The sequence below is a fragment of the Dactylosporangium sp. NPDC000555 genome (genome assembly GCF_040300025.1).
Classification (GTDB): domain Bacteria; phylum Actinomycetota; class Actinomycetes; order Mycobacteriales; family Micromonosporaceae; genus Dactylosporangium.
Map to the genome: position 1 here is coordinate 191,461 of NZ_JBEPDB010000001.1, position 26,778 is coordinate 218,238.

At 72.6% G+C, this 26,778-nt stretch carries 23 protein-coding genes, 1 tRNA gene and 1 pseudogene; 7 read left to right on the plus strand and 18 right to left on the minus strand.

All coding sequences use genetic code 11. The annotated features are described in order from the left end of the window. Positions 1–31: 31 nt before the first annotated feature. From ABT297_RS00965 to ABT297_RS00980, 4 genes are all read right to left on the minus strand, one after another. Positions 32–2,104, minus strand: coding sequence for a sensor histidine kinase (locus ABT297_RS00965; protein ID WP_350543149.1), 2,073 nt, complete (start codon positions 2,102–2,104; stop codon positions 32–34). Next, positions 2,101–2,466: a response regulator gene (locus ABT297_RS00970; protein ID WP_350543151.1), complete on the minus strand. Its 366-nt coding sequence runs from the start codon at positions 2,464–2,466 to the stop codon at positions 2,101–2,103. Before ABT297_RS00970 ends, ABT297_RS00965 begins: the two co-directional genes overlap by 4 nt. Positions 2,467–2,541: 75 nt before the next feature. After that, on the minus strand, positions 2,542–4,002 hold the full coding sequence (locus tag ABT297_RS00975) for a hypothetical protein (protein WP_350543153.1): 1,461 nt from the start codon (positions 4,000–4,002) through the stop codon (positions 2,542–2,544). Then, positions 3,999–4,223 carry a hypothetical protein gene (locus ABT297_RS00980; RefSeq protein ID WP_350543155.1) on the minus strand — a complete coding sequence of 75 codons (225 nt, stop codon included), beginning with the start codon at positions 4,221–4,223 and terminating at the stop codon, positions 3,999–4,001. Before ABT297_RS00980 ends, ABT297_RS00975 begins: the two co-directional genes overlap by 4 nt. Before the next feature lie 177 nt (positions 4,224–4,400). Between ABT297_RS00980 and ABT297_RS00985 the strand changes: the two genes are divergently transcribed. Continuing rightward, positions 4,401–5,411, plus strand: coding sequence for a VldE C-terminal domain-containing protein (locus ABT297_RS00985; RefSeq protein ID WP_350543157.1), 1,011 nt, complete (start codon positions 4,401–4,403; stop codon positions 5,409–5,411). Positions 5,412–5,418: 7 nt separating this feature from the next. Here the strand turns inward: ABT297_RS00985 and ABT297_RS00990 are convergent, their stop codons facing one another. Next, positions 5,419–5,664: a hypothetical protein gene (locus tag ABT297_RS00990; RefSeq protein ID WP_350543159.1), complete on the minus strand. Its 246-nt coding sequence runs from the start codon at positions 5,662–5,664 to the stop codon at positions 5,419–5,421. Positions 5,665–5,803: 139 nt separating this feature from the next. Beyond that, entirely contained in the window at positions 5,804–7,714 is a 1,911-nt protein-coding gene (locus tag ABT297_RS00995; RefSeq protein ID WP_350543161.1) for a CHASE3 domain-containing protein, read from the minus strand. 42 nt (positions 7,715–7,756) lie between these two features. Here ABT297_RS00995 and ABT297_RS01000 point away from each other — a divergent pair, with 42 nt between their 5' ends. Further along, on the plus strand, positions 7,757–8,446 hold the full coding sequence (locus ABT297_RS01000) for a response regulator transcription factor (RefSeq protein ID WP_350543163.1): 690 nt from the start codon (positions 7,757–7,759) through the stop codon (positions 8,444–8,446). A 15-nt stretch (positions 8,447–8,461) separates the two neighbouring features. Here ABT297_RS01000 and ABT297_RS01005 read toward each other — a convergent pair whose 3' ends face one another. Next, a complete protein-coding gene (locus ABT297_RS01005) occupies positions 8,462–8,821 on the minus strand; it encodes a response regulator (RefSeq protein WP_350543165.1) in 360 nt (119 codons plus the stop codon). A gap of 95 nt (positions 8,822–8,916) precedes the next feature. Next, positions 8,917–9,546 (minus strand): TetR/AcrR family transcriptional regulator, encoded by a 630-nt coding sequence (locus ABT297_RS01010; protein WP_350543167.1) that lies wholly within the window; start codon positions 9,544–9,546, stop codon positions 8,917–8,919. A gap of 156 nt (positions 9,547–9,702) precedes the next feature. Here ABT297_RS01010 and ABT297_RS01015 point away from each other — a divergent pair, with 156 nt between their 5' ends. Further along, the gene (locus ABT297_RS01015) at positions 9,703–10,272 is read left to right on the plus strand and encodes a permease (protein WP_350543564.1); all 570 of its coding nucleotides are present in this window, start codon (positions 9,703–9,705) and stop codon (positions 10,270–10,272) included. An 86-nt stretch (positions 10,273–10,358) separates the two neighbouring features. On the opposite strand, the gene ABT297_RS01020 is transcribed toward ABT297_RS01015, so the two are convergent. Both ABT297_RS01020 and ABT297_RS01025 read right to left on the minus strand, forming a co-directional pair. Beyond that, positions 10,359–11,708: an FAD-binding oxidoreductase gene (locus tag ABT297_RS01020; RefSeq protein ID WP_350543169.1), complete on the minus strand. Its 1,350-nt coding sequence runs from the start codon at positions 11,706–11,708 to the stop codon at positions 10,359–10,361. A gap of 49 nt (positions 11,709–11,757) precedes the next feature. After that, positions 11,758–15,150 carry an ATP-binding protein gene (locus tag ABT297_RS01025; RefSeq protein ID WP_350543171.1) on the minus strand — a complete coding sequence of 1,131 codons (3,393 nt, stop codon included), beginning with the start codon at positions 15,148–15,150 and terminating at the stop codon, positions 11,758–11,760. 117 nt (positions 15,151–15,267) lie between these two features. Between ABT297_RS01025 and ABT297_RS01030 the strand changes: the two genes are divergently transcribed. Next, positions 15,268–16,164, plus strand: a complete 897-nt coding sequence (locus tag ABT297_RS01030; protein ID WP_350543173.1) for an alpha/beta hydrolase — start codon at positions 15,268–15,270, stop codon at positions 16,162–16,164. A 20-nt stretch (positions 16,165–16,184) separates the two neighbouring features. Here ABT297_RS01030 and ABT297_RS01035 read toward each other — a convergent pair whose 3' ends face one another. The 4 genes from ABT297_RS01035 to ABT297_RS01050 form a co-directional block, all read right to left on the minus strand. Continuing rightward, positions 16,185–17,678, minus strand: a complete 1,494-nt coding sequence (locus ABT297_RS01035; protein WP_350543175.1) for an ABC transporter permease — start codon at positions 17,676–17,678, stop codon at positions 16,185–16,187. Between the two features lie 136 nt (positions 17,679–17,814). Then, entirely contained in the window at positions 17,815–18,675 is an 861-nt protein-coding gene (locus ABT297_RS01040) for an ATP-binding cassette domain-containing protein (RefSeq protein ID WP_350543177.1), read from the minus strand. A 3-nt stretch (positions 18,676–18,678) separates the two neighbouring features. Further along, positions 18,679–19,773, minus strand: a complete 1,095-nt coding sequence (locus ABT297_RS01045) for a sensor histidine kinase (protein WP_350543179.1) — start codon at positions 19,771–19,773, stop codon at positions 18,679–18,681. Next, on the minus strand, positions 19,770–20,399 hold the full coding sequence (locus ABT297_RS01050; protein WP_350543181.1) for a response regulator: 630 nt from the start codon (positions 20,397–20,399) through the stop codon (positions 19,770–19,772). The genes ABT297_RS01045 and ABT297_RS01050 overlap by 4 nt, the downstream gene beginning before the upstream one ends. A gap of 82 nt (positions 20,400–20,481) precedes the next feature. Between ABT297_RS01050 and nhaA the strand changes: the two are divergent. Further along, a pseudogene (gene nhaA / locus ABT297_RS01055) lies at positions 20,482–22,399 on the plus strand (Na+/H+ antiporter NhaA); the annotation flags it as partial. On the opposite strand, the gene ABT297_RS01060 reads toward nhaA, so the two are convergent. Then, positions 22,337–23,644 carry a sigma factor gene (locus tag ABT297_RS01060; RefSeq protein ID WP_350543185.1) on the minus strand — a complete coding sequence of 436 codons (1,308 nt, stop codon included), beginning with the start codon at positions 23,642–23,644 and terminating at the stop codon, positions 22,337–22,339. The pseudogene nhaA and the gene ABT297_RS01060 sit on opposite strands and share 63 nt — an antisense overlap. A 105-nt stretch (positions 23,645–23,749) precedes the next feature. Between ABT297_RS01060 and ABT297_RS01065 the strand changes: the two genes are divergently transcribed. After that, positions 23,750–23,822 (plus strand) — tRNA-Arg (locus tag ABT297_RS01065). A gap of 140 nt (positions 23,823–23,962) precedes the next feature. Beyond that, on the plus strand, positions 23,963–24,280 hold the full coding sequence (locus tag ABT297_RS01070) for a chymotrypsin family serine protease (RefSeq protein ID WP_350543187.1): 318 nt from the start codon (positions 23,963–23,965) through the stop codon (positions 24,278–24,280). Between the two features lie 174 nt (positions 24,281–24,454). Here ABT297_RS01070 and ABT297_RS01075 read toward each other — a convergent pair whose 3' ends face one another. The 3 genes from ABT297_RS01075 to ABT297_RS01085 all read right to left on the minus strand — a co-directional run bounded on the left by ABT297_RS01075 (position 24,455) and on the right by ABT297_RS01085 (position 26,729). Continuing rightward, positions 24,455–24,613 carry a hypothetical protein gene (locus ABT297_RS01075; protein ID WP_350543189.1) on the minus strand — a complete coding sequence of 53 codons (159 nt, stop codon included), beginning with the start codon at positions 24,611–24,613 and terminating at the stop codon, positions 24,455–24,457. Positions 24,614–24,762: 149 nt separating this feature from the next. After that, positions 24,763–25,404: an RloB family protein gene (locus ABT297_RS01080; protein ID WP_350543191.1), complete on the minus strand. Its 642-nt coding sequence runs from the start codon at positions 25,402–25,404 to the stop codon at positions 24,763–24,765. A gap of 68 nt (positions 25,405–25,472) precedes the next feature. After that, a complete protein-coding gene (locus tag ABT297_RS01085) occupies positions 25,473–26,729 on the minus strand; it encodes an AAA family ATPase (RefSeq protein ID WP_350543193.1) in 1,257 nt (418 codons plus the stop codon). Positions 26,730–26,778: the final 49 nt, after the last annotated feature.

Consider the following 26,778-nt stretch of genomic DNA (forward strand, 5'->3'; position numbering starts at 1 on the left):
GCGGCCCGGCGAACGTCTCCGGCTCATTCGTCTATGGGCGCCGGGCGCGGGCGATCGCGGGAAGGTGGGTCTGCGACGCCGCCGCCCGAGGTGGCGTGTTCGCGGTCGGCAGCGTGAACACGAACCGGGACCCGCCGTCCGGGTTGTCCGACGCCGCGATCGTCCCGCCGTGCCGTTCGACGATCCGCTTGCAGATGGCCAGGCCCAGGCCCGTCCCGGCGTAGCCGCTCGTGCGGTGCGCGCGGTGGAAGTTGGTGAAGATGGCGTCGTGGTGGCCCGGCGGGATGCCGATGCCGTTGTCCGAGAGCTCCACCCGCACCATCCCGTCCTGGTCGATCCGTGACGAGATGGCGATCCGCGGGGTGATGCCCGGCGCCGTGTACTTCACGGCGTTGCCCACCAGGTTGTCGAGCAGTTGGCGCAGGAGCACCGGGTCGGCGCGCACGGCGTCGAGCCTGCCCAGCGCGAACTCCGGCGTGGGGGTGCCGGCCGCGGCGGCCAGGTCCGTGCGGGCGTTCGTCACCTCCACGACCAGGTCGCGCAGCGCCAGGTCCACGGGGGCGATCGCGGCGTTGCGCGCGGTCGTGTACGCCAGCAGGTCGTTGATCAGGTGGCGCATGCGGCCCGAGGCGCGGGTGATGCGGACCAGGCTGTCGCCCGCGTCGCGCACCGCCGGATCGTCGCTCGGCATCGTGCCTAGCGTGTCGCCGAGGTTCTCGGCCCAGCCGTCGATCGTGGTCAGCGGGTTGAGCAGGTCGTGCGCGACGACGCCGGCGAAGGAGGACAGCTCGTCGCGGTGCCGGCGCTCGGCGGTGACGTCGTGGAAGACCACCACCGCGCCGCCCTCGGCGGTCTCGTCGGTAGGCAGGCGGGTCGCGCTGACCGAGAGGATGCGCCCGTCCGGTACGCCGGAGTTGCGCACCAGCAGCTCCTGGTTGCGCACGTCGTGGCCGGCGAGCGCCCGCACGTAGGCCATCTCCTCCCCCGGCAGCGGGGTGCCGTCGGGGTGGAAGAGGCCGTAGTGGTCCGGGCGGGCGACCGTTTCGGTACCGCTGGTGACCCCGCCCATCAGGGCGACCGCGGCCGGGTTGCGCATTATCCAGCGGCCGTCGGGGCGGATCACCGAGACGCCCTCGCTCATCGAGTTCACGATCGTGGTCAGCAGACGGGCCTGCGACGCGGCCTCGCGGCCGGCGACCGTGAGCCGCCCGAGCAGCTCGTCCCGCTCGTCGCGGCCCAGCGCGATGGACAGCCCGAGGACCGTCACCATGCCGATGAACGCCTGCGCCAGCAGTGCCCGCACGGGGTGCGACGCGACGGCGGCGAACGGGCCGCTGTCGTGCAGCGTGAAGAGGACGGCCGCGGTGCCCGCGCACAGGGCGTGCAGGACCACGAAGGTGGTGTGCAGCCGCAGCGCGGCCCACACCGTGACGGCGAGCAGGGGGAAGGCCAGCGGGAGGCTCTTCGTCCCGAAGCCGGCGCCGTATGCCGCGACGGACCCCACGATCAGCGCCGCGTACTCGGCCAGCCGGGCCGCGCTCGGGCGCCCCGGGCGCCAGCCGGTCGAGCGGTGCTGCCCCAGCCGGAAGCCCACCGCGCCGATCAGCAGCATGCTGACGGCGTTGCGCAGAAACCAGACCACCCCGTCGGACCAGTGGAACCGTCCGGTGGTCAGCCAGATCGCGGTCGGCCCGACGAGCGCCCCGGCCGCCGCCCCGGCGACGGTCGCGGCCATCAGCCGCCACAGGTCGGCCGAGCGGGACAGCGGCTCGTCGCCTCCGGCGCCCCACATGTGCGGGCTGAGCCGGCTCAGCACCCGCATGAACACGCCGACCTGGGCCAGGTTGGCCACGACGAACCAGCACGCCAGCACGGGCGCGGCGCCGGTGGCCGTGTTGACCGCGACCGTGATGGCGGCCAGTGCGAGCGGGTCGAGCCAGCGCAACCGGGACCGGCGCTGCGTGGCGAACCACAGCACCGAGACGCCGGCGGCCGGCCAGACCAGGCTCAGGCTGCTGCCGTCGATGATGCTCTTGCGCCCGGCGATGGTGGCCAGAAGGTACACCAGGGCCCAGACAGCGGTGCGCAGCAGCGAGGTCCTCATCCGGCACCCCGCATGGCCTGCTCCAGCCCGGCGCGCAGGTCCTCGGCGGTGAACGGTTTGCGCACGTACAGTGCGCCGGTGGCCCGGGCCCGCACCGCGACCTCGCCGTCCCAGAGCACCGTGAGGAACATGGCCGGCAGGTCGGCGCGGTGCCGGCGCAGCCGGCGCAGCAGCTCGATGCCGTCCATGCCGGGCAGGTCGACGTCGAGGATCGCGGCCTCGGGCATGCCGTGGCGGGCAACCGCGGCGAGTGCCGCCGCGCCGTGCTCGGCGGAGATGACGTCGTGCCCGTCGGCCCGCAGCCGCTTGACGATCAGGTCGCGGACGTCCTGTTCGTCGTCCACCACGAGCAATCGCGCCACGGACCCGCACCTCCCGCCCCTTCCGACAGCCCATCGGCCGCCGGGAGGCGGGGCTTACCAGTTTTGGCGCCGGGCTCAGCCCTGCGCCGGGAGGATGCCCTGCAGGTGACGGCCGTTGACGGCGGCGCGTCGGCCGGCGTCGGCCTCGCTCTTCCAGGTGCGCACGTAGTTGGAGGCGGTGAGCCGCTCCGTGTCGTCCAGGTCGAGCAGGTCGCCGACCAGTGTCGTCAGGGCCACCACGTCGCGCCGGTCGTTCGGCGGGACGTGTTCGTGCAGCACCTGGTACACCTGGTTGCGCAGCGATCCCTCCCGCGCCAGCGGCGTCGGGGTCAGCGCCGGCTCCTCGGTGATCTCGGCGGTCTCGGCAACCTCGCTGCTCTCGTGCGTCACCGGCGCCGTGCGCGAGCGCGGCCGGCGCGACGGGAGGATGCCCTCGAGCTCGCCGCGCAACCCGTCGCCCAGTGGCGAGGGCACAATGGGCATCTCGACGGTCGCCTCGGCGACCGCCGCGGTGGCCCGGGCAACCGCCTCGCGTGCCGCCCGCCGCTCGTCCTCGGGCGCCGAGCGCCGCCGCTCATCGAGGGCGGACCGGCGCTGCTCGGGCTGCGACGCGGGGAGCTCAGCGGGGAGTTCGGCCTCGCCGCCCGCGTCGCGCTCGTCCGCGGTGGGCAGCGCGTGCTGTTCCTCGGTGTCGAGCACCGGCAGCGGATCGGGCTGCGCCGCCACACGCTGGGCGGGCGGCGTGGCCCGATCGATTGCCGGCGCGCCGGTCACCGCGGCTAGGCGGGCGGGGGCCAGGTCGGCGGCGATAAGCGCGGTCAGCCCGTCGTAGTCGGCGCCGTCGGCGAGGCGTACCGCGATCTCGTCGAGGTCGTAGACGGCGACGGCGATGTCGGCGGTGGTCGGGTCGACCGCGGCGCGGATCTTGCGGTGCAGCACCTTGGCGATCGCGGCGGTGCGCTGCTCCTTGCGCTTCTCCGCCTTGGCGGCCGCGATGGAGGAGTAGAGGCCCAGGCCGGTGTCGGTCTTCGCGAGGTTCTTCGCGCGCAGGGTCAGCCACGGGTGGCGGATCCAGTGGCCGATCACCTCGTACGCCGGGGTGGTCGGCGGCAGGTCGCCCCTGGCCCGCAGCCGGTCGCGGCGCTGGTTCTCGGTGTGCATGAGCCAGACGAGGTACCCGAGTGCGGACATGCCGGCGAAGAAGCCCGCGAGGAGTTTGTTGTCGTGCGCCATCCAGTTGAACGTGACCGCGAACGCGGCGATCGCGGCCGACAGGATGCGCGAGGCGACCGCGCGCTCGCCGAGGCGCCGCCGCACGTCGGCGTTGGCGAGCACGACGATGCCGCCGAGTTCGAGGGCGCCGACCGCGGGGATCGCCCAGATCATCGGGATGCCGAGGGCCTCGACGGCGCCGGAGACCTGACCGGCCAGGGCCACGAGCAACACGACGACGTAGAACAGCTGCCGCATGTACGACGTGCGCCGCACCGTCTTCTGCAGATCGGCGTCGAGCTGACTGATGCCCGGCGTGCTCACCGGCTTCTCCCGTCGTCCGTCGGCTGGGGCAGGGGATAGCCCCGCGCCGCGAGGAACTCGGCCAGCGCCAGGTCCACGGAGCCCTGCACCGTGGTGTTGTTGTCGACGACGAACCGCTGCAGCGTCTGCTCGATCTCCACCCGGACCCGGGTGTTGAGCTGGACCCGCTCGAACCGCGGCCGCTGTGGCGGCATCGCCACCGTCTTGTCTGTCGCTTCCAACGCCACTCCCACCAGCCGTTGCTAGCGGGCACGCTAGCAAAGCATCCGTCGATGACCGAATCAGACACGCCGGACAGGCGTTCGAACGGGTGACACGCCGGATTCCTCACTTTGGGTAGTCACTCGGGAGCGCTTCTCGGTCCTGTGCCGGGCCGGGGCGTTCGGTACGCTCACCGCATGCGGCGCCGGGCACTCATGTTCGTGGTTGCGTCGCTCGTGCTGATCGGTGCCTGGGCGAGCCCCGCGGGCGCCGCGCCGGGCGATCCCACGGCCCCTCCCGACGAGGGCGCGGGAAATCTGACGCTGGGCGACAAGCTCGACGCGGCCAACACCCAGTGGCTCGAGGCCCAGGCGACCCTGGACGAGTCCAAGAAGCGGCAGGCCGACCTCGTCAAGCGGATGGATGAGATGCGGCGGGAGCTCGAGCCGGTCCGCGCCAGCGTCAACGTGATCGCGGCCGCGGCGTACCGCACCGGCGGCAAGGTGCGGCTCACGGCCGCGCTGGTGAACACGGACTCGCCCGAGCAGTTCATGGACCGCGTGCTGCTGGTCAACGAGATCACGCTGCACAACGACCGGGTCATCGGCCGGCTCACCAAGCTCGAGACGGAGCTCACGCAGGCGAAGAAGGCTGTCGACGAGGAGGTGGCCAAGCAACAGGCGCAGGCGGACATCCAGGCCAAGAAGAAGGCCGACGCCGAGGCCGCGCTGGCGAAGATGCGGGGCAGGGCCGACGGGTACGTCAGCGTCAACTCCCCGCTGGCCAATCCCGCTCCGCGCAACGCCGACGGCAGCTGGCCGAAGGAGAACTGCATCATCGACGACCCGACGACCTCGGGCTGCATCACGCCGCGCATGCTGCACGCGGCGCAGGAGGCGCGCAAGGCCGGGTTCACGCGCTTCTACTCGTGCTTCCGGCCGTCCGGGCCGTACGAGCATCCGAAGGGCCGGGCGTGCGACTTCGCCGCCGCGTCCGACGGGTTCGGCGGGGTGGCGTCGGGCAACGACAAGACGTACGGCACCAACCTCGCCGCCTTCTTCGTCAAGAACGCCTCGTCACTGGGCGTGTTGTACGTGATCTGGTTCAGACAGGTCTGGACGCCGGCGGCGGGGTGGCACGCCTACAGCGGCGGCAACGGCGACCCGTCCAGCGACCACACGAACCACGTCCACCTGTCCGTGATCTGAGCGGCGGTCAGGCGGCGGCGGGGGCCAGGGTCTTCGCGCAGACGCTGCGGGCCCACTGGATGCGGTCCAGGGCCACCTCCGGACGATCGCCGAAGACCTCGGCCGCGCGGGCGTAGCACTCGTCGGGACCGAGGAGATTCAGCGTCGCGTCGACCGTCGCGCGGACGGTGGCGGCGTCGGGATCGGAATAGCACGGGGTGTCGGAGACGAACAGTGCCATGCACAGGACCGGGTCGACCGGGCAAGTCGTCATGGTGGATCACCTGTTCACACGGGGTGTGGATGACTGTTCCACCGTGCCTCCGCCCGGACGGCCTTCGCTTCGGCGCCAGCGGGCGTCTCTGCCTGCGGGTTTCCCGACCCGCGAGTTCCGGCTGGCCGCCATACGAGACTCAACCGTTCTCACCCTCCGTGGGGGCGGTCGCGAGCGGGATCGTGATGCCGAGGCGGGTGCCGCTCCCGGGCCTGCTGGCGATCTGCATGGTGCCGCCCAACGCCGCCACCCGGTCGCCGAGGCCGGTCAGGCCCGTGCCGGTACCCGGGTCGGCGCCGCCGACGCCGTCGTCCTCGATGGACAGGGTCAGGTGCCCGTCGGTCACCGCGGCGCTGACGGAGATGACGGTCGCGTGCGCGTGCCGTACCGCGTTCGTGAGCGCCTCGGCGACCACGTAGTACACCCCGATCTCGATCTTCGCGTCGAGCCGCTCGGGCAGTGCCAGGCTCGCCTCCACGGGGACCGGCGAGCGGCGGGCCAGGGACTTGATCGCCGGGGTCAGGCCGCCGTCGGACAGGATCGACGGGTGGATGCCGCGGGCCAGCTCGCGCAGCTCGTCGATCGCCTCCGACAGGTCGCCGCCGATGGTGTGCAGGCGGTCCTGCAGGGCGCCGGTCGCCTGGGTCTCGGCCGCGCGCAGGTTCAGCAGCAGGGCGATCAGCCGCTGCTGGGTGCCGTCGTGCAGGTCGCGCTCGATGCGGCGGCGGCTCTCGTCGGTGGCGGCGACGACCCGGGCGCGTGACGCGGTCAGATCGGCGCGCGCCTGCGAGTTGGCGATCGCGCTCGCGACCAGATCGGTGAACTCGGCCGCCCGCTCGGCGTCGTGCTCCTCCAGGGGGCGGCCGCGGGTGGACAGGGCCTTGAGCACGCCCCAGGTGCGGCCGGCGACCAGCACCGGGGCGCCGATCGCCGAGCGGATCGAGGAGTCGTCGAACTCATGCCGCAGGAAGTCCGCGCCGCGGGCCCCGGCCAGCCGGATGGGCCGGCCGGAGCGCAGCACCCGCCCGGCGATCCCGGTGTCGGCCAGCTCCACGCGGCCCAGCGTGATTCGGTGCGCGGGGTCCTGGCTCCAGCTCGCCACGATCGTGGCGTTCCCGTCCGGTTCGAACCGCAGCAGTACCGCGGCGTCGGCCCCGAAGAGCTTGCCCGCCTCCTCGGTCACCGTGTCGAACACGTTGTCGGCCGGCTTGCCGCGCGCCGCGACGGTGGCCACCCGGCGCAGCGCCGCCTGCTCCGCCGCCACCCTGCTGAGCATGACGCGCCCGTGGTCGAGCGCCGCGACCATCGAGTTGAACGTGCGCTGCAGCGCGCCGACCTCCTGTGGGCCGTCCGTGGCGACGCGCACGGTCAGGTCGCCGCCCGCCGCACGGTCGGCGGCCATCACCATCCGGTGCAGCGGGCGTACCACCATGACGGCGAGCGACCGCGTCAGCAGCGCCACGGCGCCCAGGGAGACGACGAACCCCGCGAGGCCGGCGATCAGCGCCCGTTGGCCGGCCTGGCTCGCGGCCCCGTGCATTTGGTCGACGGTCGCCCGCTGGCTGGTGATGAAGTCGTCGAACTCGCTGCGCAGCGCGGCGACGTGATGCTGGCCGTTCGTGATCGAGTTCGGGTCGATGGTCTGCGGTTTGCCGGCCTCGTCGACGACGATGGCCGGGTCGGCGTAGTTGTCGAGGTACTTGGTGACATCGCTGTTGAGTCTGGTGACCCGGGCCGCCTGCATCGGGCTTCCGGCGACTGACGAGGCGAGCTCCTGCTGGCGCAGGGGGATCTGCTGCTGCGCGCGGATCCAGGGGGCCAGCAGCGCGCGGTCGTGGGTGAGGGCGTAGCCGCGCCGCCCCGCCTCGACGTCGAGGACCAGGCGCTCCAGGGCATTGCTCGCCGAAACGGCCTGCTCAGCCTGGCTGACGACCATGACCGACGAGCGCAGCTGGTACACCTCGTAAAGGATGGTCGCGAACGCCGCGCTGATCATCACCGAGAACAGCGCGCTCGTCACCGCCAGCCGGGCGGTCAACCCCCCGTGCATGAGGTGGTGTGTACCCGGACTCGCAGGGATATGTTGGATTTGATGGCATTCGAGGAGAGTACGGCGCTCCGTCGTTCGGTGGTGATCGCCGACGACGACGTGTTGCTGCGTGAGGGGCTGGCGAGCCTGCTCGACCGTCACGGTTTCACCGTGACGGGGCTCGCTGATGACGGCCGACACCTGCTCGAGCTGGTCGAGAAGACGTCGCCCGACATGGCCGTCGTCGATATCCGCATGCCTCCGACACACACCACCGAGGGCCTCGCCGCGGCCCGCGAGATCCGGGTGCGCTTCCCCAAGGTGGCGATCTTGGTGTTGTCCGCCTTCGTCGAGGTCGAGCACGCGATCGAGCTGCTGGCCAGCGGCGAGCGGATCGGCTATCTGCTCAAGAGCCGGGTGACCGATGTCGACGAGTTCATCGAGACGCTGCACCGGGTGAATGACGGGGGGACCGTGGTGGACCCGGCGGTGGTCCAGGAGCTCGTCGCCGCGCACCGCCGCCGCGACCCGCTCGACGTGCTCAGCCCGCGCGAGCGCGAGGTGCTGGCGCTGATGGCCGAGGGGCGCTCCAACGCCGGCGTGGCCAAGGCGCTGTGGGTCACCGAGGGAACGATCGAGAAGCACGTCCGCTCGATCCTGACCAAGCTGGACCTGCCGGAGACCGACGAGACCCACCGCCGGGTGCTGGCGGTGCTCACCTTCCTCGAGGCCGCGTCCTCGGCCGGATCGTGACGCCGGGTGCCGGCGTCAGCCGGTCGGCGAAGTGGTGTGCAGCAGGCCTGTGATGGCTCCGCCGGACAGCTGCTCCTTCGGCAGGAAGCCGATCGCCGGGCTCTCCGCGAGCAGTTCGGTGAGGTCCTCCGGCGCGAGGCTGGACACCATGATCACCGGGCTGGAGCGGATGCGGGCCGCGAGGTCGAAGCCGCTCTCGGTGCCGAGGCCGACGTCCACCAGTACGACATCCGGCTGCTCGTGTTCGACCGCGTGGATCGCCTGGTGGCTGTCCGCCGCGGTCGCGACCACCATGATGCCCTGGTCGGTGAGCAGGCGCTGGGCACTGGCCCGGAAGGGTTCCGAGTCGTCCACGATGACGCAGCGGATCGTCATACCCGAGACATTGCCACGAATCCGGGTGGTTCGGCCTTGCGGTTAACGGGAAAGGCACCCTGCGGTGGCGTGGCCTCTGCCGCAAACCCGGGTCTCTATCGCGACGCACTCTGATTCTCGGGCGCCGGCACCAGGATGCCCTCGCGGGCGGCCAGCGCGATCATCGCGGCCGTGCGGTCGGCGACGGCCGGGTCGATCTCCTCGCCCGTGATGTACGCCCGGGCGTAGTACGGGGCGCCGATCAGCCGGATAACCTCGGCCGCGTCGGTGCCGGGCGCCGCCTCACCGCGGTTGACGGCGCGGTCCACCAGGACCGAGCCGATCGCGATCCGCGACGCGAAGAAGTCGGTCAGCGCCGCGCGGGCGGCTGGGTCGTGGATCGCCTCGCGGACCACCACGTCGACGATGGCGCGCAGATGCGGGGTGGACAGCAGCGCGATGCTGGCGTGGCCGAGCGCGCGCAGGTCGCCCTCGAACGTGCCGGTGTCCGGCAGTGGGATCCGGGTGCTGGCGGTGTCCGAGAACACGTCGACGACCAGCTTGGTCAGGCTGCCCCAGCGGCGGTACACCGTGGTCTTCGCCACTCCCGCGCGCTGGGCGATGCGCTCGATCGTCGTGCCCGCGTACCCGACTTCCAGCAGCTCGGCCCGCAGGGCCTCGGCCACCGCGGCGCGCGTGCGGGCGGTGCGCCCGCCCGGCCGTACCGTGCCAACCGGCTCCCTCAATGAAACTCCAGTTGCGTTAAGTGTCGATCGTCTGACATGCTCAGGCTAACGCAACTGTGGTCCACTTAGTGGCTGACACTGCCAGGAGTCTCTCGTGGCGTTCTTGCTTGACGTGCCTCTGTTCGCCGCCCTCATCGGCGCGAAGGAAGGCAGGTGATGCTCACCGGGCACTTCGGCCTCGCGGCGGCCGTCAAGTCGTTCGAGCGGCCCGTGCCGTTGTGGGCACTGATGCTCGCGACGGTCTGGCTCGACGTCATCTTCGTGCCGCTGTTCGTCGGCGGCATCGAGCACATCGATCCCGTTCCGGGCACCGACGGGGGGTACGGAAACGGGATCATCTATGCCGACTACACGCACTCGTTGCTGGGGGCCCTGCTCATCTCGGCCGTGACCGGCCTGCTCTGCATCCGCTGGTGGGGCCGGCGCGGCGGCACCGTGATCGGCGCGGTCGTCTTCTCGCACTGGCTGCTCGACCTCGTCGTGCACCGAACCGACCTGCCGCTGCTGCCCGGCAACGCGGGTGACCTGCCGCGGTTGGGGTTCGGGTTGTGGCAGTACCAAGCGCTGGCCGCCACGATCGAGGGCCTGCTCGTGCTCGCGGGCGCGGCGCTGTACTGGCGCGCTGCCCGCCGGACCGGCGGCCCGGCCGGCCGGGCCAACCTGATCGCGGCACTGATCGTGGCTTGCGGCGGGGCGACCCTGGCCCTCGAGCTCGCCGGAATCTAACACCACCGTGGTGCCTCCCGCCGCGACGCGCGGCGGGAGGCCGAGCATGCCGATCCGGACCAGCGTGACCGCCGGCGGCGGTTGCCTCAGGCGACGATGGCCTGGCCGCTGGAGAAGACGTTCGTCGGGTCGTACGAGCGCTTCGTGCGCAGCAGCCGGTCGCGGTCGGCGGGCGCCCAGTTCGCCAGGAGCCCCTCCGCGCTGACGTCGCCGCAGAAGTTCATGAGGGCGCTCGGCAGCGTCTCGACGGCGAGCACCCGATCGGTGACCTCGTCCACGACGGGCACGAGCTCGGGCAGGCCCAGCCCGATGGCGAACAGCGAATACTCGGCCCCGCGGCCGGACACGGCGTTGGGGGTGGCCGGCGTCCGCGCGAACGCACCGCCCAGGTGCCGCACCTCTACCATGATCAGCGGTACGTCCACCCGGGGCCCGGCCACCTCCAGCACGTGGTCGACGGTCCGCTCGGTCAGCTCGCCGAGCAGCACGCCGCGCTCCCGGGACGGGACCGGGTCGACCGGGTCCCGGTGGACGGAGTCGACCGCGGTGTACGGCCGCCACGACACGTCGTCGATGAGCGCGGGCGCGGCGGCACGCATCGTCGCGAGCATCGCGTCGCCGTCCTCCGGCGTGCCGAGGTACGCGACCCGCAGGTGCGCCACGAACGCCCCACGCAGCGGCTCGGGCAGCTCGGGCAGCGGCGGCAGCCGCAGCAGCGCCACCGACGTGGTCATCTCCTCCGGCAGCCCGGCCGACCAGACCCGGTAGGCGTGCAGGACCTCGGCGGCGTGGCTGCCCGGGAAGTAGATGCCGCCGCCGAAGAACCCGGCGACCTCGAACAGGTCGAACTCGATCGCGGTGGCGATGCCGAAGTTGCCCTTGCCGCCGCGCACGGCCCAGAACAGGTCGGCCTCGTGGTCGGCGTCGATGGTGCGAAGCGCGCCGTCGGCGGTGACGATCTCGATCGAACGCACGTGGTCGGCGGCGAAGCCGTACTTGCGCCCGAGCGGCCCGGCGCCGCCGCCGAGCGTGTACCCGACGACGCCGACGTCCGAGGAGGAGCCGTTGAGGGGCGCCAGGCCGTGCGCGGCGGCCGCGTCGATCACCTGCGACCATCGCACGCCGGCGGCGGCCCGCGCGGTGCGCGCGACCGGGTCGACCGAGACCTCGTTCATGCGGCCGGTGGTGATGAGGACGCCGCCGGTGGCGGGCCGCACCGCGCCGTGCCCGGTCGCCTGGACCGCGACGGGCAGGCCGTGCGCACCGGCCCAGCGTACGGCCGCGGCGACGTCCTGCGCGCTGGTGGCGCCGACGACCGCGAGCGGCTCGTGGGCGACCGCGACGTTCCAGGCCGCGGCCTCGGCCGCGTAACCCTCGTCGCCGGGGAAAAAGACGGGCCCGGCCACGGCCGGGAGGTCAGTGATAGCGATGGTCATGCGCTGACGGTGCCCGGGCCCGCTTGGCGCCCGTTTGGACGGGAGTTGGTCAGCGCTTGGGGACCGCTAGGGCGGCCAGCTGCGCGTCGCTGGCCGCGATCAGGTGTGTCACGCCGAGCCGCTCGTGCGTGGCCCGGGCGGCGCGGGAGTGCTCCACGGCGACCGCCCGGTCGCCCAGCCGCAACGCCAGTTCGGCCTGGACGAAGTGCAGCGAACCCCAGGTGGCGTACCCGGTGCCGACCGTGCAGCAGCGCTCGGCGAACGGCGCGATCTCATCGTAGAGCTCACCCGGGTCGGGGGTGCCCAGCCGCCCCGCGATCAGCCCCCACTGAAACGCCATGAACTCCCAGGACCACAGCCGGTCCCGCGTGGCGCCCCAGCGCGCGATCAGGGCCCGGCCCAGGCCCTCGTCACCCGACTCGCAGGCGGCCAGCACGGCGGTGGGGCGCAGCAGCTCCAGGTGGGGCTCGCCGGCGCGGCGCACGAGCTCGTCACGCAGTTCACCGGCGCGACCCTGGAAGCGGCGGCTGGTGTACAGCAGCGCCAGCCGGATCCAGTCCGCGCCCCATAGGCTGGTGTGCTCCTGCAGCGCGAACGCCTCGCCGACCAGCCGCTCGCCCTCGGCCCACCGGCCGCCCAGCATCGCCCGCCCCGCCTGCGCGTAGCGCACCTGCGCGGGCAGCACCGCGCTGCGGACCTCCTCGGCCAGCCGCACGCAACGGGCCATGTCGGCGTCGAACCCGGCGAGGTCGCCGGAGCTCATCTCGGTCACCATCCGGTGCAGCCGAGCGATGGCCTCGACGCTGCGGGGCAGCGGCGTGATCGTGAGCATCTCGTCGACCACGGCGCGGCGCTCCGGCTCGCGCTCGGGCACCCAGGCGGCGTTCCAGTAGTTGTTCAGCGTGCGGATCAGCAGTTCCGGGTCGCCGACCTCGCGCGCCAGCCGTACCGCCTCGGTGCCAAGCGCCTCGCCCTCCGGCTGCTGCGGGCCGTGGTACAGCTCGACCGCCAGCGTGCCGAGCAGCACGGCGCGCCGGTAGCGGTCGGCCGGGTCCAGCCGGTCCAGCTGCTCGCGCAGGATGCCGATCATGCGCTCGTCGATGGTGCGGTACGGCCGCCACCCCCACAGCGTCACCCCGCCGAACAGCGTCGCCGCGTCCATCGCGAGCCCGTCGTCGCCGAGCTGGCGGGCCAGCGTCAGCGCCTCGTCGAGCACCACGCGCGTGCCGGCGACGTCGCCCGCGGCCCGCCGGGCCACGCCGAGCTGCACCAGCAGGCGGCCGCGCCGCTCGGTCGCGCCCGTGGCGGTGGGGTCGAGCGCGCCCAGGGCGGACTCCAGGTAGCGGGCGGCCTCGTCGTAGGCCAGCTGCGCCATCGCCAGCTCGGCGGCCCGGGTCGCGTACCGCACGGCGCGATCGGCGACGCCCAGCCGTGCGGCCATCGTGAAGTGGTGCACCAGGCGCCCGAGCAGGTTGGGGTCGTCGGGCCGGTCGAAGGCCTCGAGCGCCTCCCCGACCCCGCGGTGCAGCCGCGCGCGCCGCAACCGGCTCAGCCCGCCGTAGACGGTGTCCCGGACGAGGACGTGGGAGAAGCGATAATCCCAGCCGTTCGGCAGCTCCAGCAGCACCCCGGCCGCGACGGCCGGCTCGAGGGCGGCCATCACCAGCTCGTGCCCGCCGGATGCGCGGTCCTCGGTCGCGGCCTCGAGCAGGAGCAGGTCGACGTCGCGGCCGATGACCGCGGCGGTCTCCAACAGCCGGCGGGTCCGCTCGGGCAGCCGCGACAGGCGGCGGGTGATGACGTCCCGCACGCTCTCCGGCACCCCGGTCGCGGCCACGGCCTGCGCGTCGCCCCAGCCGTCCGGGTACTCGCTCTCCAGCAGCCGCAGCAGTTCCTTGAGGTAGAACGGGTTGCCGCCGGTGCGCTCCAGCAGCGCCTGCGCGACCGCGCGGGGCCGGTCGGTGTACTCGGCGATGTCGTCCTCGGTGAGCGCGGTCAGCCGCAGCCGCTCGGCGCCGCGCTCGTTGGCCAGCAGCGCCAGCGTCTCGCGCAGCGCGGGGGCGGTGCCGGCCGCCTCCGGGCGCAGCGTGGCCAGCGCCAGGATCGGCCGCCGGTGCAGGGCCGGCGCGAGGTGCGCCAGCAGCTGCAGCGACGAGGCGTCCGCGGCGTGCAGGTCGTCGATCACGATGAGCAGCGGCCGCGCGGACGCGTGCAGGCGCAGCGTGTCGGCGACCGTCTCGTGCAGGTGGAACAGCGCGGTGTCCGGGTCCCCGGCGTGCCAGCTGCTCTCGCCCCGACCGGCGAGCACGTCGAGCAGCCGGCGCCCGTCGCCGGTGTCCGGCAGCGCGCGCAGCACCTGCACCCACGGCCAGAACGCGGGGGTCGCGCTCGCCTCGACGCACCGGCTCCAGGCCACGGCGAGCCCGCGCTCGGCGGCGAGCTGCGCCGCGAGCTCGGCGAGCCGGGTCTTGCCGAGTCCGGCCTCGCCGGCGACGAGCAGCACGCCGCCCGCCCCGCCCGCGGCGAGCTCGATCCGCTCGGCGATGCGCCGCCCCTCCGGGCCCCGCCCCACCAGCCGCGGTGCCCCCTCGATGTCCGCGACGGGCGCCGTGGCCGTGACCCGCTCAGGCGCGGCGGGCTGTGCGGGCTGGGTGGGCTGGGTGGGCTCGGCCAGCGACGGGTCATGGCGGAGGATCGCGGCCTCCAGCGCCCGCAGCTCGGGCCCCGGCGGCAGGCCCAGCTCCTCGTCGAGCACCGCGCGGGCGCGGCGGAACGCGGCCAGCGCGTCGGCCTGGCGACCCTCGCGGTACAGGCCGAGCATCAGCTGCCCCCACGACCGCTCGCGGAACGGCCGGCGCTCCAGCAGTGCCTGCGCCCCGGCGATCGCGGCCGCGGTCCGCCCGGCGCCGAGCTGGACCTCGGCGAGGTCCTCCAGCGCACCGTCGTGCAGCTCGCCGAGCCGGGCCACCGCCGCCGTGGCGAACTCCTCGTCGGCCAGGTCCGCCAGCGGCTCGCCGCGCCACTCCCGCAGCGCCTCGTGCAGCGAGCGCTCGGCCGCCTCCAGGTCGCCGCGGGCCAGGCCGGCCCGGGCGGCTTCGACGCCGGCGGCGAACCGGCGCGCGTCGACCTGCGCGTCGTCGACCGCCAGCAGATAGCCGGGGTCCCGGGTGAGCAGCACGGCCGGCGGCGTGCGCGGCGGCCGGTCCGGCTCCAGGACGCGGCGCAGCTGCGACACGTACGCCTGCAGCGTCCCGGTCGCGCTCGCCGGTGCCTCCCCGGCCCACAGCCCCTCGACGATCCGGTCGACCGACACCACGCGGCCGGGCTCCAGCAGCAGCATGGCGAGCACCGCGCGCTGCTTGCGGGCGCCGAGGTCGACCGGCCGGCCGTCCGGCGCCCACGCCTCGAGCGGGCCGAGGATCCGGAAGTCGAGCCGCGTCACCCACGTCACGATAGCCGCCGCGCCGGCTCCGCAGATCGGCCGGAAGATCGCCCTGCCGGCCCCGAAGAGCCGAGCGCGGGTCCGCGCGACGGGCACCGAACGGCTACCGTGTCGCGCATGGGCATCGGCCGGCGCTCGGCGCTGCTGGCGCTCGGCGGCGGCGCGGTGCTGGCCGCCGTCGCCGGGTTCGAGCTCGTCGACCACGCCGTCCTGCCCGGCAAGGGGCGCCTGGACGAGGCTCTCGGCCGCTGCGACGCCGCCGCGCCGAGGCCCCCCGCCGTGCCGACGGCCGAGGCGCCGCCCCTCATCACCGGCTCGTTCCGCTCCCAACACCGCGGCCGGGAGGTCGGCTACGCGCTGGCCTACCCGCCGGGGTACGAGCCGGGTGCCCGGCTGCCGGTGTGCCTCGCGTTGCACGGCTTCGGTTCCAACGCCGAGCAGGCGGCGAACACGGGCGGTTACCCGCGGCTGCTCGCCGGGGCCGTGCACGCGGGCGCGGCGCCCTTCGTCATCGCCGCGGCCGACGGCGGCGACGGGTACTGGCACCCGCACGCCACCGACGACCCGCTCGGCATGCTCATCGACGAGTTCCTGCCGCTCATCGGCGGCCGAGGCCTCGAGATCGACCGAGCCGCGGTCGCCGGCTGGTCAATGGGCGGCTACGGCGCGCTGCTGTGCGGACTGGAGCACCGCGACCGCTTCCGGCTGATCGTCGCCTCCTCGCCGGCGATTTTCCGCGACTACGCCGACGCCGAGCGGGTCAATCCGGGCGCGTACGACTCTGCGCAGGAGTGGGCGCGCTACGACGTGACCGCACGGGCGGCGGAGCTGTCCGGGCTGCCGGTCCGTATCGACATCGGCGCGGCGGACCCGTTCGCGCCCGCGGTGCGCCATCTGCGCGACCACCTCCCCGACCCGTCCGTCGTGACGCTGTCGACCGGCTGCCACGACGGCCGCTACTGGGACGCGATCGCCCCGGCTCAGATCCGCGCCATCTCCGCCGCGTTCGCTTAGCTCAGGAGCGTCGCACGGACTCAGCGGCGGGTTTCGCGCCACATGGTGCGGGCGAGCGCGGCGGCGACGCCGGCAGCCGCGGCCACCGCCCACAGCGCCGGGCTCGGCCCGGTGACGCGGCCGTGGTCGCGCAGCGCGCCCATGAAGTCCACTGCGCTGGTGTCGTTGATCAGGAGGTACCACAGGATGGTGTAGATCGCCTGGAAGACCCTCGGCGCCCCGGTCAGCGTGCCCAGGGCCAGGGCGAGCGCGGGGATGAACGCCGCGCCGGCCGTCCAGGCGGCCAGCCCCGGCAGGTCGCCGGCGAACGCCATCCGGGCCGCCGCGCCCGCGCCGGTGGCCACGGCCAGCAGCGCGCCCGCGCCCCACTCGGCGAGGACGCGGCGGCGCGGGGCCGGATACGCGGCGAGGATCGCGTTCGCGCCGGACGCCGCCGGCTGGGTGCCCAGCCGCGACCAGAGCAGCACCGGCCAGATCCACACGAGGGCGAGCACCGGGCCGGGCGGCACGGCGAGGCCGGCCAGGGCCAGCGCGCCCGCGCCCAGCCACCACCACAGCGGCGCGCCCTGCATCAGGATGCGCAGCTCGCCGGCGAGCAGGCGCGGGCCGGTCCCGCCGCGCCGGGGCTCGGTCCGGGGGAGCCCCTTGTAGCCGGTCCGCGGCTCGGGACCGGCGGCCGATCGCGCGGCGCGCGCCGGGCGGTCGAAGCGGTGGAACCACAGGGCCGGCAGGAGCGCGACCGCGACCGCGACGGCGGTGAGCGCGAGCCGGCCGCCGAGGAACCCGGCGTCCAGCCGCAGGCCGGGCCAGTCGAAGGTGCGCAGGGGCTCGTCGACGTACATCAGGCCGAGTCCGACATCGTGCGAGGCGCCGGCCGGCAGGGTGACCGGCCGCAGGCCGAGCCCGCCGAACGGTGCGTGCGGCGACTGCCCGCCGATCGCGCCGATCATCCATACGAAGAACCACAGCACGTTGCCCAGCCCGCCGCGCAGCACCGGCGTTGTCTCGAACAGCACGGCCAGGGCCGCGGTGAACACGAGCATCGGCAGCGCGACGAGCACGAACGGCAGCGCCAGCGCGACCGGGTCCACCGCGCGCGACTCGCCCCGCAGCAGCTGTAGCACCAGCGCGGTCGCGGTAAGGACCACGACCATCGAGCCGAGCACCATCGCGTTGCTGAGCAGCTTTCCGGCGAGGTAGACGGGCGTGCGCAGCGGCGAGGCGGCCAGCAGCTGCCCCACACCGGTGCGCTCGTCCCGCGCGACCGCGTCGCGCACCAGGTAGAACCCGACCAGCGTGAGCCACAGGGCGCTCGTCAGGGCGGTGACCATGCCCACGTAGCCGCTGGTGTACCGCCCGCGGAAGCCCCCGATGACGAGCACCGACCAGTGCGCGTCGGTCGGCGGCACCGCGAGCAGCCCGAGGCCGATCGCCGAGATCAGCATGAGGACGTACGCCGGGCGGCGCACCCGCTCGCGAAAGTCCGCCAGCGCCAAGCCGAGCAGTGCGTTCATGCCGTCACCTCCGCTTCGCTCCGGCAGCGGCATGAACTGAACCTGCGCCTCTGATGACCGGCCCCTCCGCCTGGTCTGGCTCGATGAGGCTTCGCGCTGACCGACCCAGACCAGGCGCCGCTTCGCTCCGGACCACTCATCGGTGCACCGCCCCGACGTAGGCGTCCTCCAGGTCCGGCGCGGCCGGTGTAGCGTCGGCGAGCGGACGGTTCGTCGCCAGCACCCGCAGCCGTACGCCGGCCGGGGTGCGCACCGCCCGGGTGGTGAGCAGGCGCTGCTGCAGCCCGGCGGCGGCCTCGGGCGGCACGGTGACCTCCCAGACGTGCCCCGCGACGCCGCGCAGCAGCTCCTCCGGGGTCCCGTCGAGGCGGATCCGGCCGCCCTTGACCACCGCGATCCGCGCCGCGACCGACTCGACGTCGCTCACGATGTGCGTGGACAGCAGCACCAGCCGGTCGGCGGCGAGGTCACTGAGCAGGTTGCGGAACCGGACCCGCTCCTCGGGGTCGAGGCCGGCGGTCGGCTCGTCGACGATGACGACGCGCGGGTCCGCCAGCAGCGTCTGCGCGATGCCGACCCGGCGCAGCATGCCGCCGGAGTAGCCGCCGAGCGGCCGCCGCGCGGCGTGGGTCAGGTTTACCAGCTCAAGCAGCTCGTCGATGCGCGCCCGGGCGGAGCGGGCGGAGAGACCCTTGACCGCGGCCAGGTACGCCAGGAACTCCACCGCCGACAGGTTCGGGTACACCCCGAAGTCCTGCGGCAGGTAGCCCAGCGCGCGGCGCAGCTCGTCGGGACGGGCTACCGCGTCGGCGCCGTCGAAGCGCACCCGGCCGCTCGTCGGGCGGGTCACCGTCGCGGCGATGCGCAGCAGCGAGGACTTTCCGGCGCCGTTGGGCCCGAGCAGGCCGAGCAGCCCCGGTTCGAGGCGCAGCGTCAGGCCGTCGACGGCGCGCTTGCCGCCCTTGTAGACCTTCGTGATGTCGAGCAGTTCGAGCATGCCTCAAGGCTGGCCGGTCCGGTCGCCCCGCACATCTGCCGAACGGGAGAGATCGCAGACCACGCGCCAGCCGCCGGCATGCGGCCCGGCCCGCAGTTCGCCGCCCACGGCCCGGGCGCGCTCGGCGAGTCCCGCGAGCCCGCTGCCGCCGCCGGATCTCGGTATGGCCGAGATCTCCCCGTCCTGCATGCCGCCGCCGTTGTCGATGGTCAGGACGCCCGCCGCCGACAGCCGGACCCGCACCCCCGCGCCGGCCGGGGCGTGCCGGCGCACATTGGTGAGGGCCTCGATGACCACGTGGTAGGCGGTCGTCCCAGCCGCCGCGGAGAGCCCGGCGCCCGGCTCGATCTCCAGCGTCGCGCCGTCGCCGAAGCGGGAGACCACGCCCGGCAGGTCGGCAAGGCCGTACACCCGCGGCGCGGCGTCCTCGTCGGCGCGCAGCGCGGCCACCATGTCGTCCATCGCCGCCAGCGCGCGCTGACCGGCGGCCTCGATGCGCTCGTACGAGCCCGCCTCCGGGGCGACCTGCGCGGCCTGCGCCTCGACGACGATGCCGGTGACCTCGTGGGCCACCAGGTCGTGCAGGTCGCGGGCGAGCTCGAGGCGCTGTGCGCGGCGGGCCGCGGCCAGGGCGCGGGCGCGGCGGGCGTCGGCCGCGCGCAGCCACAGGCCCACGCCGGCGGCCGCCACGGCCGCCACGAACGCGGTCCCGACGAGCAGCACCGAGGCGCTGAGGCTGTTGTGCGGGACGTGGAGGGTGACGCGCAGGGGGAGCGCTGTCGTCGCCAGGGCCACCAGCGCGCCGGCCACGGCCGCCCGCCGGGCCGGCGCGCGGCGGAGCAGGCGCACCTGGAGTAGCAGCAGGGGAAGGAACTCGAACGGGAGCCACAGTCCCGCCGGTTGGGGCGGCCCCCAGTAGCCGGCGGTGACCGCGAGCGAGCCGAGCGCGGCGGACAGGGGCAGCGCGGCGAGGGAGGGGCGGATCGCGGCGGCGACGACGAGCATGGCCGCGACGCTCACGAGGACGCCCGGCCCGCGGGTGAAGGGCAGCCCGCACAGCACCGGCACGGCGAGCAGGAGCAGCCACAGCGCCCTCACGGCGCGACGACCCCGTTGTTCCAGGCCCACACCGCGATCCCGACCCGGTTGCGCACGCCGAGCTTGCGCTGGACGGCCGCGACGTGCGTCTTCACCGTGCCGGCCGAGATGAACAGCTCGGCGCCGATCTCCGCGTTGGTCCGGCCGGCCCCGACGTGCCCGGCGATCTCCAGCTCGCGCTCGGTGAGCGGCTCTGGGGACTCGGGGCGCGGGCGCGACAGGTGACGCAGCAGCTTGACCGTGATCGCGGGGCTGATCAGGCTCTCGCCGGAGACGGCGGCCCGCACGGCCTCGGTGAGCAGGGCCGGGCCGGAGCGCTTGAGCAGGAAGCCGACGGCGCCGTTGCGCAGCGCCGTGTAGACGTACTCGTCCAGGTCGAACGTGGTGACGACGACCACCCGGGTCGGGCCGCCCGCGAGCTCGCGGGTGAGGGTGAGGCCGTCCATGCGCGGCATCCGGATGTCGACGAGGGCAACGTCGGGCTGCAGCTCCCGGATGCGCTCCAGCGCCTCGACGCCGTCCGCGGCCTCGCCGACCACCTCGATGTCCCCGGTCGCGCCCAGGATGCGACGCAGGCCGTCGCGGACCATCTGCTGGTCGTCGGCGATGAGCACCCGGATCCCCACCGCCCGAGCGTAACGGCGCCCGCGCGACATAGGCTTTCGCGATATGGCCGCAGCCGAGACACCGTAAGGCGCGTCATCCGACATGTCGGAAATATTTGGACGAACTACCATTTGGCGGCGCGACGTGACCGCCCCGCTGCGGGCCTTCATGCGCACCGAGTCCGCCAGCGCCGGCGTCCTGGTCGCCGCGATCGCAGCCGCGCTGATCTGGGCCAATGCCGACCCGGTCGGCTACGAGCGGGTGTGGGGCACCGAGTTCGCCCTCCGCGTCGGCGGCTGGGAGCTGGCCTACGACCTGCGCACCTGGGTCAACAGCGGCCTCATGACGCTGTTCTTCCTGGTCGTCGGCCTGGAGGCGCGGCGCGAGTTCGACCTCGGCGACCTGCGCGACCGCCGCCGGTTCGTGCTGCCGCTCGCCGCCGGCCTGGCGGGCATGGTGCTCCCGGTCGCCATCTACCTCGCGGTCAACCGCGGCGGCCCGGGCACGCAGGGCTGGGGCGTGGCCATGTCCACCGACACCGCGCTCGCGCTCGGCCTGCTCGCGCTCGTCGGCCGTGGCGTGCCGGAGCAGGCGCGGGCCTTCCTGCTCACCGTGTTCGTCGTCGACGACCTGGCCGCGCTCGTCGTTATCGCGGTGGCGTACTCCGAGCACATCGCCCTCATGCCGCTGCTGCTCGCCGTGGCCGTGTTCGGACTGCTGCTCGGCCTGCGCGCGCTCCGGGTGCGGCGCGGCGCCGTCTACGCGCCGTTCTGCGTCCTGCTGTGGTACCTCATGCTGCGCAGCGGCGTGGACCCGGTCGTCTCCGGGCTCGCGATCGGGCTGACCGCGACCGCGTACACGCCCGCCCGCGGCGCACTGGAGGCGGCCAGCGGCCTGTTCAAGCTCTTCCGCGAGCAGCCGACCGCCGAGCTGGCCCGCTCGGCGTCGCTGGGCCTCACCCAGACGCTGTCGCCCAACGAGCGCCTGCAGCGGATGTACCACCCGTGGAGCAGCTTCCTCATCGTCCCGCTCTTCGGCCTGGCCAACGCCGGCATCCCGATCGACGGCCCGTTCCTCGTGCGCGCGTTCACCTCGCCGATCACGCTGGGCGTGCTGGCCGGGTACGTGCTCGGCAAGCCGATCGCGGTCGCCGGCACCACCTGGCTGGTGACCCGGCTGTCCGGCCGCCGGGTGCGGCCCGGCGCCGGATGGGCGGCGGTGCTCGGCAGCGGCACGATCGCCGGCATCGGCTTCACGGTGTCGCTGCTCATCGCGAGCCTGGCGTTCACCGGCGACGAGCTCGCCGAGGCCAAGCTGGGCGTGCTGGCCGCGGCCGTGCTCGCGTCGCTGGGCACCTGGGTGGTGTACCGCGTGACGGCCCTGCTGCCGAAGCCGAGGCGCGCCCGGGCGCTGCTGGGCGACGCCGACGTCCTCGTCGACCTCATCCCGCCCGTGGACGTGACCGTCGACCACGTGCGCGGGGCCGCGGACGCCTCGGTGACGGTGGTCGAGTACGGCGACTTCCAGTGCCCGTACTGCGGCCAGGCCGAGCCCGTCGTCCGCGAGCTGCTCGCCGACGCCGACCTGCGCTATGTCTGGCGGCACCTGCCGCTCACCGACGTGCACCCGCAGGCCCAGCTCGCCGCGGAGGCGGCCGAGGCGGCGGCCGCGCAGGGCGCGTTCTGGCCCATGCACGACCTCCTCCTCGACCACCAGGACGAGCTCAAGCCGATGGACCTGGTCCGCTACGCGGAAGGGCTCGGCCTGGACCGGCAGCGCTTCCACGAGGACCTGATCGACCACGTGCATGCGGCCCGGATCGCCCAGGACCTGGAGTCCGCGGACCTCAGCGGCGTCAGCGGTACCCCCACCTTCTTCATCAACGGCCGCCGCCACTACGGCGCCTACGACATCGCGACCCTGACCGAGGCGGTGAAGGTGGCCCGCATCCGCGCGGTCATCGGCACGTCCACAGCATCGCCACCCGGTGGCCGTTCTGCGAGGTGATCGCGGTCCCGGCGACGGTGCGCCCGTCGTCGCTGATCGCCTCCGGCGAGAGCGAGTGGCCGCCCTCCTGGCCGCCCGGTAGCGTCGGCAGGTCGATCCGCGGGCCACCGGTGTCGATCGCCGCGTGCGAGGCGTTGAACTGCGCCGTCCAGCCCTGGGCGTTTACCGCCAAGGGGTAGCCCCAGGCGAGGACCCGCACCTCGCCGGTGCGCAGGTTCCACAGCGCCGCGTCGAGCTTGGTGCCGACCCGCCCGATCACCCAGCCGTTGCGGATGCCGAGCGCGGAGTACGTGGTGACGGCCCTGCCGTCGATCATAGGCGCAGGCAGCTTCGTGGGCTTGCCGTCCGGCGACCAGACCCAGATCGCTGCGGTCTCGTTGTGGAACAGCGTCCCGACCACCGTGCCGTCCTCGTCGATCCCGCGGGCGTCGCCGCTGTAATCGGCCCCGGGCAGCGCGAGCCGAGTCGGCTGGCTCTCCGGGGTAGCCCAGACCACGGGCCGCGACTGGATCACGCCGACGATCTGCCGCCGGTCGTTGACGTGCTTCTGGCGCCGGGTCCATCCCACCGCCATGCCGGCGGAGTTGACGTCCACCAGCGTCTGGCCCTCGCCGGGCAGGTCCACGACCTGGTACCGGCCGCGGTCCCAGATCAGCACCGTCGCCTTCACACCGTCGAAGCTCCGCCCGACGTGGTACCGCCCGGTCGGGTCGCCGCTGGTGACGGTGCTGCCGAGCACCGCCTCCGGTGGCGCGTCGAGCTCCGCTGCCCGGCACCCGGTCGGGGAGGGCTCCGGCCCCGGGGAGGTGCTGATCGCGGGCTGCGGGTCCGGCCGGTGGTCCCGGCCGCCGGCGAACGCCCAGCCGCCGACGACGACCACCAGCACGACCGCTGCCACGGAGGCGGCGCGGACGACGGCGCGGCGCCGCTCGCCCCGCGCGACGGCAAGCCGCACGTCGACGGTCGAGGGGCCGCGGGCGGCCCGGCGCAGCGGCATCAGCAGGTCGGTCAGCCCGACACGCGCCCAGGGCCGGCGCCGCTCGTCGAGGAACGTGCGCACGAGCATTTGCCGCACGTACTGGTCAAGGTGCTCGACGGCGCTGACGCGGGGCCAGCGCAGGTACAGCTTCTCGATCGTCTGCTGCACGACGTCGTCGGCCCGGTGCTCGTCGCCGCACAGCAGGAACGCCAGCTGCCGCAGCGGCGCGAGCCGCCCGGTCACGTACTCGACGTACTCCTCTAGCGCCTCTGTACGCATCGACCCCCCCTCGGTCGGACTGAAACGAGCGGCGCCCGGTGGGAGGTTGCACGGATACGCGATTTCGGCCGGACCGGGTTCTCCCCTAGACTCGACCTCGGACAAGGCCTCGTAGCTCAGGGGATAGAGCACCGCTCTCCTAAAGCGGGTGTCGCGCGTTCGATTCGCGCCGGGGCCACCGAGGAAGGGCTGTCAACCAGCCGAACGGGTCCCTTGACCAGCAGTAACGCGGTCAAGGGACCCGTTCGTTGTCCGGCTGTCCCCGACGCTGACCGGCCATGATCGGCCGTTCGCGGCGAGTAGGCGGCCAAGTTCGCCATGCTGCGGCCGGTGCGGATGAGCGCACCGAGCGAGAGCACTTGGCTCAACCTGAACGACAACGGCACCACCGTCCGTGTGTGCAATCAGCCGATTGCCGAATCCATCAACGGAAGCCGCCTGGTGCAACATGGCGACAGCGGCGGCCCCGTCTGGACGTCGCTTGGTCTCCCTGACGGGAACACGGCCAGTGCCGTCGGCATCATCAGCGGTGGCAACGCTGACGACGGGCAGAACGGCGCCTTCGTCAACTTCACGCAGATGCCGGACATGCTGTCGAAGTTCGGTGCGTACATCCAGACCGCATATCCCCACTAGGTCGGTGATCAAGGCAGCCAGCGGGTATGACACGGGCCTGCTGGCTGCTTATGTGACCGGACCGTGGACCAGCTCACGCGTGTTCAACGGATTGGGCAGCGGCGCCAACGAAACCGCAAGTTGCCATGTGCCGGCACAGCCTCCACCGGCGCTGTCAGCCAGGATTTTGTAGGCTCACGGCCGACGGGCCTCCTGTATCGCGGCACCGGCAATCATCAAGCATCCGTCAGTGCGGACCAGCACGATGACCGACCGGCCATCCGAGCTGACCGACTGCAGTGACCATTCGACGCTCTTGTGGTGCCGTGCGTCCGGCTCAGACAGCACCTTCATCGGCACGAGGTTATCGGTCGGGATCGGTATCGCGCTGGGTGAGGCGACCGGCGATCGGGAACCTTGACGGGTCGGGGCTGCCGATCTGGGGTCGGGCGCCAAGGTTGGCTGGGGCGCTGGTTCGTTCGTGGCGCAGCCCGACGCCGCTATCATGAGTGCCACCACGGTGAAGGCGTAGATGTGTTTACGCAGTCCCATATCGGTAGCCCTTGCTCGACAAGCGTGAACACGTCGGTGTAGGGGTCGCGTTGAGTCATCGGTACGTGGGTGGCGTGGGCGGCGTTCATCTGAAGGGCGCGTCTCTTCGTGTCCGCGTAGCTACCCACTGGAATTTGCTCCGGGAGCACCAACTTGATGTTCGCCACTTCCGGGGCGAATGGCAGCCGAGTTGCGGCTAGGTTGCAGACGCCACCAAAGCTGCCGGTCACTGACTTGTGATGTAGCAGGCGCCAGACCTCGAAGCATGGGTGGGAGAACGCGACGCGTACGTCTGCGTCGCGGGCGTGCCTCAGCGCGGTTTCGATGGACTCGTGCTGGTCGCGGTCGAACACGCACCAGACCTGTGGCCAGTACTCAGTAGCCAGGCCACTGCGTCGGGCCTCGCGCGCCTCATCGCGCATCAGCGAAGCGGCCGCGTCGACGAGCTTCATCGGTGTGCGCCTGGAGTCCGCCGCAGTCGCATTGGCGATGCGCACTTCAACGGTGACATCTGGGTCTGCTGGGACGCCTCGGTCCCGGATGATTTCGATGTAACTGGGCTCGGTGACCCGCCCCTCGGTGAACACGTGCACGACCCGACGGCGGCGACTGCGATGGTGCCTGGACACGCCCAGCGTGTCTTTGCCCCTGGCGCGTGCCATCAGTCGCGTTCCGCCCGCCGCGGACGGTCCTTTGCGGTCGCGGTCAGGAGGCGTCGGGCGACCTGACCCTCCAGGAGCGTGGGAACGGCGCCGAAGGCACCCGCTAGGTATGACTTCATCAGATCCTCGTCATGGCCAGGCGAGGCTGCGCTCAGCGGGTACAGATCGGTGGCACCGTCCTTGTCCTTTTCGGTCAACCAGACCTGGCCCGGCTCGAGCAACCGGCCCCCGCTTGGGGTCGTCAGTATCGATGGATCGTGGGAAGTGAACAGGAGCTGCGCCCCCTTCGCGTTCGTTTGGGGATCGCGAAAGAGGCGGATGACCTCTGCAGCGAAGCGTGGATGGAGGCTAGCGTCGAGTTCATCGACGAGAAGGACCGCCCCTTCATCAAGCGCCAATAGCAGCGGTCCGACAAGCGCGAACCATGACCGGGTGCCAAACGATTCGTTGCTCCAGTCGAAGGAAACGTCGCCGGCGGCTGACCGATGCATGAGTCGAACGGTGGTCTCGCCCTTTTCTTTCTGGACGACTTTGGCGCCGGTGATGCCCAGGTCTGCAACCGCTAGCAGTTCGTTGATCCGGCTGGCTCGTTCGCCGGATAGCTCGCGCGTGGTGAACTGTTCACGCTGCATCCGCTCATCCTCGGGGTTGATGAGCCACAGGTTTCGGCGGAACCAGTGAAATATTGGCGAGAGTTGTGGGTGGTTGTCGGTTCCTGCCGTCGACAGCACCAGCGCATTGGGTCGAGTCCGGCGGGCCAATTGTGAGCGATCCTTGACTCTGGCGCCTGGCCATTCGAATGGCACCGATCGCGATGCGTCACGGTCGAGCCACACCTGACGGTGGCCACGAGGATAGCTGTGTAGCCATTCGGCCTCGACGCGAGTTGGTCCTAGCTCGAACCCGTAAGTCCAGCGGATGTTATCAACCGTGAAATCGACCTCGTAGAAACTGGGTTCGGCTTTCTTTTTGGTGTCCAGCACGAAGTGGCTTCGTGGGATGCCATCGTAAGAAGCCCACCGCGCATAGGAGTTGAGAACTGCTGTCCGCATCTCGACAAGAGCTGCGAGCACATTTGATTTACCCGACGCGTTGGCGCCAAAGATACCGATAAGGGGAAAAATACTTACTGATTGGTCGCTCGCAAATTTTAGTTCAAACGCTGCGGCGCTGACCTCGCCGTCGGGGACGACGAGGGACAGCTCTTGTTCATCGCGTAGGGACCGCACGTTGGCAACCCGGAATCTGAGCAGCATCTCGCCTCCTTCCGCTTGCGTACCCTCAGGGTACCGTCCACCTCTGACA

Bases quoted from the DNA above. Each gene is read 5' to 3' on its own strand.
- ABT297_RS00965 (WP_350543149.1), bottom strand. From the start codon at position 2,104: ATGAGGACCTCGCTGCTGCGCACCGCTGTCTGGGCCCTGGTGTACCTT.
- ABT297_RS00985 (WP_350543157.1), top strand. From the start codon at position 4,401: ATGCGGCGCCGGGCACTCATGTTCGTGGTTGCGTCGCTCGTGCTGATC.
- ABT297_RS00990 (WP_350543159.1), bottom strand. From the start codon at position 5,664: ATGACGACTTGCCCGGTCGACCCGGTCCTGTGCATGGCACTGTTCGTC.
- ABT297_RS00995 (WP_350543161.1), bottom strand. From the start codon at position 7,714: ATGCACGGGGGGTTGACCGCCCGGCTGGCGGTGACGAGCGCGCTGTTC.
- ABT297_RS01000 (WP_350543163.1), top strand. From the start codon at position 7,757: ATGGCATTCGAGGAGAGTACGGCGCTCCGTCGTTCGGTGGTGATCGCC.
- ABT297_RS01005 (WP_350543165.1), bottom strand. From the start codon at position 8,821: ATGACGATCCGCTGCGTCATCGTGGACGACTCGGAACCCTTCCGGGCC.
- ABT297_RS01015 (WP_350543564.1), top strand. From the start codon at position 9,703: ATGCTCACCGGGCACTTCGGCCTCGCGGCGGCCGTCAAGTCGTTCGAG.
- ABT297_RS01020 (WP_350543169.1), bottom strand. From the start codon at position 11,708: ATGACCATCGCTATCACTGACCTCCCGGCCGTGGCCGGGCCCGTCTTT.
- ABT297_RS01030 (WP_350543173.1), top strand. From the start codon at position 15,268: ATGGGCATCGGCCGGCGCTCGGCGCTGCTGGCGCTCGGCGGCGGCGCG.
- ABT297_RS01035 (WP_350543175.1), bottom strand. From the start codon at position 17,678: ATGAACGCACTGCTCGGCTTGGCGCTGGCGGACTTTCGCGAGCGGGTG.
- ABT297_RS01040 (WP_350543177.1), bottom strand. From the start codon at position 18,675: ATGCTCGAACTGCTCGACATCACGAAGGTCTACAAGGGCGGCAAGCGC.
- ABT297_RS01060 (WP_350543185.1), bottom strand. From the start codon at position 23,644: ATGCGTACAGAGGCGCTAGAGGAGTACGTCGAGTACGTGACCGGGCGG.
- ABT297_RS01070 (WP_350543187.1), top strand. From the start codon at position 23,963: ATGCTGCGGCCGGTGCGGATGAGCGCACCGAGCGAGAGCACTTGGCTC.
- ABT297_RS01075 (WP_350543189.1), bottom strand. From the start codon at position 24,613: ATGAAGGTGCTGTCTGAGCCGGACGCACGGCACCACAAGAGCGTCGAA.
- ABT297_RS01085 (WP_350543193.1), bottom strand. From the start codon at position 26,729: ATGCTGCTCAGATTCCGGGTTGCCAACGTGCGGTCCCTACGCGATGAA.